This is a genomic window from Photobacterium proteolyticum, from assembly GCF_001939735.1.
GTDB classification, from domain to species: Bacteria; Pseudomonadota; Gammaproteobacteria; order Enterobacterales; family Vibrionaceae; genus Photobacterium; species Photobacterium proteolyticum.
This window is the reverse complement of the sequence record NZ_MJIL01000097.1, coordinates 94,821-103,071: the sequence shown is the minus strand read 5'-3', so window position 1 is coordinate 103,071 and position 8,251 is coordinate 94,821. Positions and strand designations below refer to the sequence as shown.

Genomic DNA, 8,251 nt, shown 5'->3' with positions numbered 1-8,251 from the left:
GTCGTTTTGTCATTGAACACCTCATTTACGGTGGAGACTTTACCACCTAATTTGGTGTCCGGGATCATTAAACCACTACAACCTACCTGCATGTCCCAGAAGAAAGCCTTACCAAGTTTGATTGCTGCTTTCTTATCTTTAATATACTTCTCTATTCCCGGAACTGGTGCAGGCTGGATCCCCTTTAAAGAGCCAATTGGAGAGGGTTCAACTTCTGCATAAACAAGGCTACTGGATAATCCAATTAAATACCCTGCTGTGACTATTGCACTTAAGCGCAATATTGGCTTGTTTCTTTTTTTATTCATAATTTACCTCTGGCATCCATTCATGAATAAGAGTTTAACGAGAGGGAGTACCTCTCGTAATAAAATTATGACTAAGAATTAAATTCTCATTTATTAATTTTGTGATATGTGTGGATAAGGTTGATGTTTCTTATTTCTATTGGTTTTTTCTGGTTTGATGTAGTTTTTTCTTTAAGCTTCTGTATTATAAGTAGTGTTTTGTTTATAAGGATTTGTTGTGTAATGGCTGTGTGATTGTTTTGTTTGTGTTTTTAGTTTAGCAAGAATTAATTTAGGCTAAATTCACAGCTAAATTCAATTAACACCTTTTAGTTCATGTGGCAGAATTAAGCCCGATGCTTACATATCGGGCTTTTATTAAAAGTAAGAATTGCTTTCTTATCTATAAACTTTGATCTCAACCTTTGCTGGGCTGGAAAATAAGCCGTCTTTGTCTTTAATTTGATAAGTAAAGCTCGTACTCATGTTTCGCATCGGGCGATAGGTCACTTTACCGTCACCGTGATTTGTCAGTACACCGTAATGCATGTCAGGTGCTTCAACAATTTTCACTGAGGAGTAGTCTAGTGGTGCGCTGCCCGCCTTGTCATTTGCCATCAGGTTGATGGTAACCTCGTGAGGGTATTTGACTTCGGCATAGTCATCATAGGCTTCCGGCTCTTCGCTGCTTTCTTCCAGGAACCCTTTTATTGGTGGAAGATTTTCTGCGTAGCGGCCTTCTTTACCGACACTTGGAATTTCTACCCATTGCACTTCTGCCTTACCCTCACCATCATCCTGCACACTGTATTCGTCACCTATGTGACCGACTGGAATGAATAGCTGTGGGCGGTCAAATGGAGCTTTCTCCCAACGTACACGCTCATCGGTCAACGACTTTAGGAATGCCACCAGGGCTTTCTTGTGATCATCGTTAAGATGAGGTAGCGGACCTAGGTTAAATACAAGGTTGGAAGCCGTACCGTTATGACCTGAAGTATCTCCGATAGGGTTGTTAGGATCTTTCCGGCGGTTACCGCCACGGAAGTAGAAGTCGATGACTTCATCCAGAGTAGCAAGACTACCATTGTGCATATATGGACCAGTCAACTCGATGTTGTGCAGCAGCGGGATCTTGAACGCTCCGTCAATAGCCGTTCTCGCCGATGGATCGACAGGTCCGTTGATAAGATCGCCGTCCGGAGCCTCACCATTTTGCGCTTGCCGGGTAAATGACAATGGGTAGCCAAATTCACTCAGTGCTCCGATACCGAGGTCATCAGACGTTGGTCTTACACCTATATTCATATAACCTCTATCTCGGAATGCTGGCGCAAATGTCGGACCTACAGGGCCTTGAGTAACAACGGCGTCTGTGTTTCCGGTTAGGTGCAGAGTTGCCTGGCTAAATGCCGGGCCTCCGTGACAGCCAATACAGCGACCAGCATTCGGACCCCCAAAACTACTGAAGATTTGTGCACCTTGCAGTTCAAGTGGAGTCAGATCTTCTCCTTTTTCAAACTTCGAGTGACCGAGAGAAACTAGGGTACTTTCGTACATCTGGATTGCCAGTCCCCAGAATAGTGAGAAGTTGTGCTCGATCTGGGTATAGCCGTCTTCGTCATGACGCGGGCTCATCCAATACTCTTCGTGGAAGGCCTCTCTGATGAGTGTACGATAGTCCGTTTTTAACCCTTTGGATGGGTAGGCGCTCAAGTAACCCAAGGCACTGTCGTTTGGATGTACTTCCTGCAACCCTAATGGCTTTAAGCGAAGCAGTTTTTTCGCCATGGCCTTGAATGGTTTGCCGTCACAAGTCATTTCAAAATTACTGCCTGGAGGTCCCACAGCCTGAGATGCAAGGCTTGAGTTAATAAGGTGTGTTTTTTTCGGGACTGTTTTTCCATACTTTCGATCATAATAAAGGACATAGGCGCCTTCATTATGTGGGCCAAATGGGTCGACGCCGTTAAAGACATTATTTGCCCGCCCATCCCAGAAATTACGGAAGTTATAGACGGCATTAATTACGGTTGGTGTGTTTCGTGGCTCAACCCGTCTGGTATTGAGATTATTCACGTGGAAAATATCAGTTAGATTTTCACAGCGCTCTTTGCCGTCCTCAAACTCAGAACCGTAGTGGTTACCTTCGAGATCAATGAATTTGGCTAAGGAAACACCTTGAGAGGAAACAACATCGTCAGTCTCATAGATGACATTGGAGTCCCTGTCTCTGGTATCCTCGAGTTGGTATAACGGGTAATCATCTTTTGTTAACGTATAGTTAGGGCCGCCCTTACCCCCTGAAGGTAGTGCAGGGTATCCGTCGTAGTTAAATTTGTCTTGATTTTCTACAATGGTGCTGAGTACACCCGGGCTTATTTGGTTTTTGGCGCGAATGTCGGCACCGGCAGAGAAGTGACAGCTACCGCAGCTCTGGCCCTGGCTACCTGTTTGCATGTCCCAGAAAAACGCTTTCCCGAGTTTAATCGCAGCATCATAGTCTTTTATGTATTCTTCGATGCCGGGAACAGGAGGGAGGTTATCGGGAAGATAACTGCTTGGCTTTTCGGGGGATGCCGCCACGGCTTGATGTATGGAAGCCGCGAGCAGACCCGTTGCTGCGATAAATACGCCTAGCCGGGCGCGTTTTCGCATATTATTATTTTCCATTGTTTGCTCCTGAAAAATCCCCAATGGGTTGCTGAAGTGTTTATAGTTAGAGTTCAATGTGTACCGCCATTTAATAATGATCGGAAACCACATGAATTTTGTTATTAAATGTGGGAATTAATAGGCATGAAGTCAGGAAATGGATTTATATTTGGTGTTATTTATCAGAGGTGATTAATAAAAATAAATTAAAGACAATTTATTATTAATGAGTCATAACTTTTATAAAACCTTAATCTGAAAGGGAATTAAAAACAAGAAGCTGTATTACTAATAAGAGGTAAAGCAAAAAAATGATTTATCTAAATGCTAGCTTGTATAAACTTGATAAATAAAAAAGCCCGGCAGTTATGAAATGACCCCCAATAGTTGGACAACCAATTATTAGGGGTCTTTTTTATGTCCAAATATAGTCGTGAGCTAAAGCTCACTATTGCCAAGCAATGCCTTCATGGAGCCGCGTCCAGACGGCTATCTAGTGAATATTCAATATCATCGAGACAAATTAGGTACTGGGCTCAGGTCTATTCGATACATGGCACCAACTCCTTTTTGCCTACCTTACATAGCAGTAGTGCAGAAAAGAAACTTCAGGCATTGAATTTGATGTGGACGAGAGGGTGGTCTCTCACTCACACTAGCGCAGTGTTGAACCTATCCTCTCCTGGCACCTTGTCGTCTTGGCTCAAAAAGTACAACGAGGCCGGTTTAGAAGGACTAGAAAGCCGCACTATAGGAAGACCTCTTATGAAAACTCTATCCAAAGCTACGCCAAAACCTGATGACGAAATGACCCTTGAAGAGCTGAGAGAGGAGCTTGCGTACTTGCGGGCAGAGAATGCTGTTCTAAAAAAGTTGGAGGAGCTGAAGCAGCAAAAGCGTCGACAAACAAAGAAAAAGCGTTAGCCGTTTCAGCTCTGAAAGAAAAGCACTCTTTAAAGCACCTACTTCGAGCCATGAAGATGGCAAGGAGTGTGTTCTACTATCAAGTTCAAGCATGTCGTAAGCCTGACGCTTATGAGCACGAGCGAGAAGTTATTCGGTCAATTTATCATGAGCATGAGGGGCGTTATGGCTACCGCCGTATTCACTTGGAGTTAAGAAATCGCGGTATCAAGCTCAATCACAAAACGGTACAACGGTTGATGACCCTCCAAGGGCTAAAATCCACGATGAGGCCAAAGAAGTACCGAGCCTACAGAGGAGAAGCAGGGAGAGCGGCCCCAAACGTACTTGAAAGAGACTTCAAGGCGACAAAACCTGATGAAAAGTGGGTAACAGATGTCACCGAGTTCAAGGTTAAAGGGCAGAAAGTCTATTTGTCGCCAATAGTTGACCTGTTTAATCAAGAAGTGATCTCGTTTAGGCTGGCCAAAAATGCTCGACTACCACTGGTTACGGGCATGCTGAAAGATGCAATAAAGAAGCTTAGAGGACACTCAAGACCAATTGTGCATAGCGACCAAGGCTGGCAATATCGGCATAAGACTTATCAAAAGCAACTCGCTAACCATGGCCTTGCCCAGAGTATGTCGCGAAAAGGAAATTGCCTCGATAATGCTGTTGCCGAGAACTTTTTCGCGTTGCTGAAAACAGAGATGTATCACGGGAAAAGCTTCAAAGATGCCGATGAACTGATAGAAAAGATTAAAGGGTACATCGAGTATTACAACACTAAACGTATAAAGGTAAAACTAGAAGGCCTGACTCCGATAGAATATCGAAATCAGGCCTTACAAGCCGCTTAACTAAAATATCCAACTTAATGGGGTCACTTCAGTTATGTCGGGCTTGTTTATTCGCACTGAGGGCAAGCACTTCTTATGCTGTCGCCAGTTTCTTTTCTAATGCTTCGGCATCTACCGGCTTGGTGATGAAAGATAATATGACAGCAACGGCCATCATCACGGCACAGATGCTGTATGCCATCGCATAGGTACCCGTAGTATCAACGGCAACAGCGGCAACAACCGGGCCGATAAACCCGCTGATACCCCATGCCGTGTAAAGCACACCGTAGTTTGCACCGTAGTTTTTAAGACCATAGAAGTCAGCTGTGATTGAAGGGAATACGGCAAGCAGTGTGCCGTAACCCACGCCGGCAAGAGCTGCACCTATCATCAGGGTAAAGCCTGACTGGAAGCTTGCAAACATTGCCATGTTGATGCCTTGCATAATGAAGGCAAGCATCAGGGTTTTCACTCCGCCAATCTTATCTGACAGCATACCTGCAGCCACGCGGCCGCCAGAGTTGAATATAGACAGGATAACCACAAGGTAGGCTGCTTCAGTGATATTAGCTTGAGCTGCAGCAATAGAGGTAATGTTTCCGATCACCATAAGTCCCGCAGAAGAGGCTAGGGCAAACATCAACCACAGTGAATAGAACTGGGGGGTTTTCAGCATGCTACGCCAGTTGATATCAACCGGCTTGGTAGGTGCTTTGTTGGCTGCACTAGCCGGTGCTTCAGGCTTGTAGTTTGCTGGTGGATTGGTGATCGTACAAGCCAAAGGTACTGCGACAAGCAAGACAGCGGAACCTAGAATAAGAAAGCTGGTATTGATACCAAAACTACCGATCAATGATGAAGTGAGTGGGGCCAGGTATACAGCGGCCAGGCCAAAACCTGCCGCAATCAGACCGTTTACCATGCCCTTCTTGGACGGGTGGAACCATTTCATTGCTGATGGTGCCAGGCAGGCATAGCCGAACCCAATACCACAGCCTGTCAGCAAACCAAACGTCAGGATGAGTAGCAGTGGTGAGGTTGCAAAGCTTGAGATGATCATGCCAAGGCCGACCATAACGGTACCCATAATAAGGATACGGCGTGGTCCCATACGGTCTTGCAGGACGCCTGCGACAAGCAGTGATAGTGAGAAAGTGATAACAGCAACAGTATAAGGCATCGAAGCATCAGCGTTTGACCAGCCCATATCGACCACAAGAGCCTGTTTAAATACACTCCATGCGTACAAAATACCCATACATAGATTAATGCAGAAACCGGCAAGCAGGATCTGCATCGCTTTATCAATTTTATTCATTTTTCTCTCAATTACACGACAAGCGCAGCCTGTTGTATTGGCTGCATCAATGCTTATAAATTATTTTGAGTTTATCAACAAAAGTTGCACTCTCGATAAGGTGCGCGGATTCTATCAACTTTTTTTGAATAGAAAACAGCTTGAAATAACTTCTTACAAAGCTTTTGCGTGTGGTGAGTCTGCTAATGGTGAAAGCTGGAGTAAGAAGGGGATATGTATAACCCCCCGTTCTAACGAATGGGGGGTATTTAAGTAAGGGGGAACGACAATATAGCCTGTTAGCAAACGCCTAATTGGTTAATATGCTGTAGATTTTGTCCTTCAGTTGAGCCCGTTCCAGTTTGAGTTGGGAAAAGTGTGAATCTTCAGTAGGGATGTTGTTTCCTTCTAGTCCTCGTATCCTATGGTCGAGTTTGTGGTATCTGTCTGACATAGCTTTGAAGTTTTCATCAGCCATTTTTAGCTGCTGGATTTTGCTTTGTAGTTCAGGAAACTCAATGTAGAGTGCGTGATTTTCACCTAACATCTTAATACTCCATACTCATTGGTGTGTGAAGCCCTGCTTTTTCTTTGGTTTTTTATGATCATACCAACTCGCTAAAAGCCAGATGATATAAGACTTTAGTTGCGCATAATTAACTAAAAAAAATGATGGTCCGTATAATTGGCGGAAATCACGAAAGTTTGTTGTTCTGTTTTTATTAATAATAGAACGAAAAATCGTTGACGCGACATCGGAGGGAACAAAAAAGGCCAAGTGACAATGTCACTTGGCCTTTTTGTGATTTAACGCAGATTTATTGGATGAAGCTGATATAAGTCTGCAGTACAATCAGGTTGGCAATATCAATGAAGAATGCACCAACGATTGGTACCACCATGAATGCCTGTGGTGACGGGCCGTTTCTGGATACCAGCGATCCCATGTTCATCACGGCTGTCGGTGTTGCACCCATACCAAAGCCACAGTGACCACCCGCGATGATTGCGGCGTCATAGCTCTTGCCCATCAATCTGAAGGTGATGAAGTAGGCAAAAATGGCCAGCGTTACTGTTTGTACCGAGAGGATCAACAACATCGGCAATGCGAGCTCAAGCAGTTCCCAAAGCTGCAGGCTCATTAAAGCCATGGCCAGGAACAAGGACAGGGAGATAGTTCCCAGAGCATCAACCGTTTCGTTGTTTACTTTGTAGATCTTGGTGGTTTCGCATAGGTTGGTAATGAATACGCCAATGAAAAGGGCGTAGACAAAATCTGGGATGCGAAGCCAGCTTATTCCGAAGCCGTCGATAAACTCTTTAACGTGTGCTGCGCCGGCAACACATATGAGCAGGATAAAGAGAATTTCAATTGTATTTTTTGCCGTGATGCGATCTTCTTCGTGATCACTATAAGTAACCAGATCCGGGTGCTCGATATGGTGATGCTCACCGCCGCCGAACTCGGATTTCAGCTTGTACTTGTTGATCAGTCGCTGAGCGACTGGGCCGCCAATGATCCCGCCCATAACCAGGCCAAATGTTGCAGCCGCCATCGAGAGTTCAAGCGTATGCAGTCCGAAGCTGTCCGCAAATGTTTGTGACCATGCAGCCCCAGTACCGTGACCGCCAGAAAGTGTAATAGAGCCAACAATGAGGCCGAGAAGGGGATCTAGGCCCAGTAGAGAGCTCAGGCTAACGCCGACAGCATTCTGGATTGTGATATAGAGGGTCGCAATACCGAGGAACAAAAACACGCGAGACCCACCTTTGGCTAGCAGTTTAAAGCTGGCTGCTAGTCCGACAGTCGCGAAAAACATCTGCATCAGAGTATCTTTGATGCTTAGCTTGAATGAAACATCAATACCTTGCTGATGAAGGATAGTAATAATTACAGCGACTATGAGGCCACCGACTATGGGTTCTGGAATATTATACTTTCTTAGAACCTTAACTTTGCTATTAATAAAGTAGCCAAGAAAAAGTACGATAATTGCGATGAGCAGAGATTCCAGCTCGTTAATTTGAATTAATGAGTTCATGATTACGTCTTTACATACTTTTTTAGGCGGCAATTTTAACTCTTAAAAAGCGCCCTGCCTATATTGCAATTGAATAGTAATTGGTGTAGATGCCTGGTTGTTGATTTGTGTTTAATGTTATTTTTTATGGCTTGCTGGTTTTGTGTTTTGTATGTCTTGTTTTGATGTTGTTTTTAATTGTGATTTTGTTTGTGTTGTTGAAAGGGTATTTGTAAATAATTG

At 44.4% G+C, this 8,251-nt stretch carries 6 protein-coding genes and 2 pseudogenes; 3 read left to right on the top strand and 5 right to left on the bottom strand.

What is annotated here, in order from left to right; genetic code table 11:
• Positions 1–308 (bottom strand): annotated as a pseudogene (locus tag BIT28_RS25860) (hypothetical protein); the annotation flags it as partial.
• 378 nt (positions 309–686) lie between these two features.
• Complete coding sequence (locus tag BIT28_RS25855) at positions 687–2,960, bottom strand: cytochrome c peroxidase (protein ID WP_075767840.1); 2,274 nt, start codon at positions 2,958–2,960, stop codon at positions 687–689.
• Between the two features lie 399 nt (positions 2,961–3,359).
• Here BIT28_RS25855 and BIT28_RS30300 point away from each other — a divergent pair.
• The 3 genes and pseudogenes from BIT28_RS30300 to BIT28_RS25845 all read left to right on the top strand — a co-directional run.
• Positions 3,360–3,644 (top strand): annotated as a pseudogene (locus BIT28_RS30300) (transposase); the annotation flags it as partial.
• A gap of 63 nt (positions 3,645–3,707) precedes the next feature.
• Positions 3,708–3,866 (top strand): hypothetical protein, encoded by a 159-nt coding sequence (locus BIT28_RS30090; RefSeq protein WP_245823894.1) that lies wholly within the window; start codon positions 3,708–3,710, stop codon positions 3,864–3,866.
• An 11-nt stretch (positions 3,867–3,877) separates the two neighbouring features.
• Positions 3,878–4,708 (top strand): IS3 family transposase, encoded by an 831-nt coding sequence (locus BIT28_RS25845; RefSeq protein ID WP_245823893.1) that lies wholly within the window; start codon positions 3,878–3,880, stop codon positions 4,706–4,708.
• A gap of 73 nt (positions 4,709–4,781) precedes the next feature.
• On the opposite strand, the gene BIT28_RS25840 is transcribed toward BIT28_RS25845, so the two are convergent.
• From BIT28_RS25840 to gltS, 3 genes are all read right to left on the bottom strand, one after another.
• Positions 4,782–6,008 carry an L-lactate MFS transporter gene (locus BIT28_RS25840; RefSeq protein WP_075767838.1) on the bottom strand — a complete coding sequence of 409 codons (1,227 nt, stop codon included), beginning with the start codon at positions 6,006–6,008 and terminating at the stop codon, positions 4,782–4,784.
• Between the two features lie 289 nt (positions 6,009–6,297).
• On the bottom strand, positions 6,298–6,534 hold the full coding sequence (locus BIT28_RS25835) for an HP1242/YdcH family protein (RefSeq protein WP_075767837.1): 237 nt from the start codon (positions 6,532–6,534) through the stop codon (positions 6,298–6,300).
• Between the two features lie 271 nt (positions 6,535–6,805).
• Entirely contained in the window at positions 6,806–8,029 is a 1,224-nt protein-coding gene (gltS, locus tag BIT28_RS25830; protein WP_075767836.1) for a sodium/glutamate symporter, read from the bottom strand.
• Positions 8,030–8,251 lie beyond the last annotated feature (222 nt).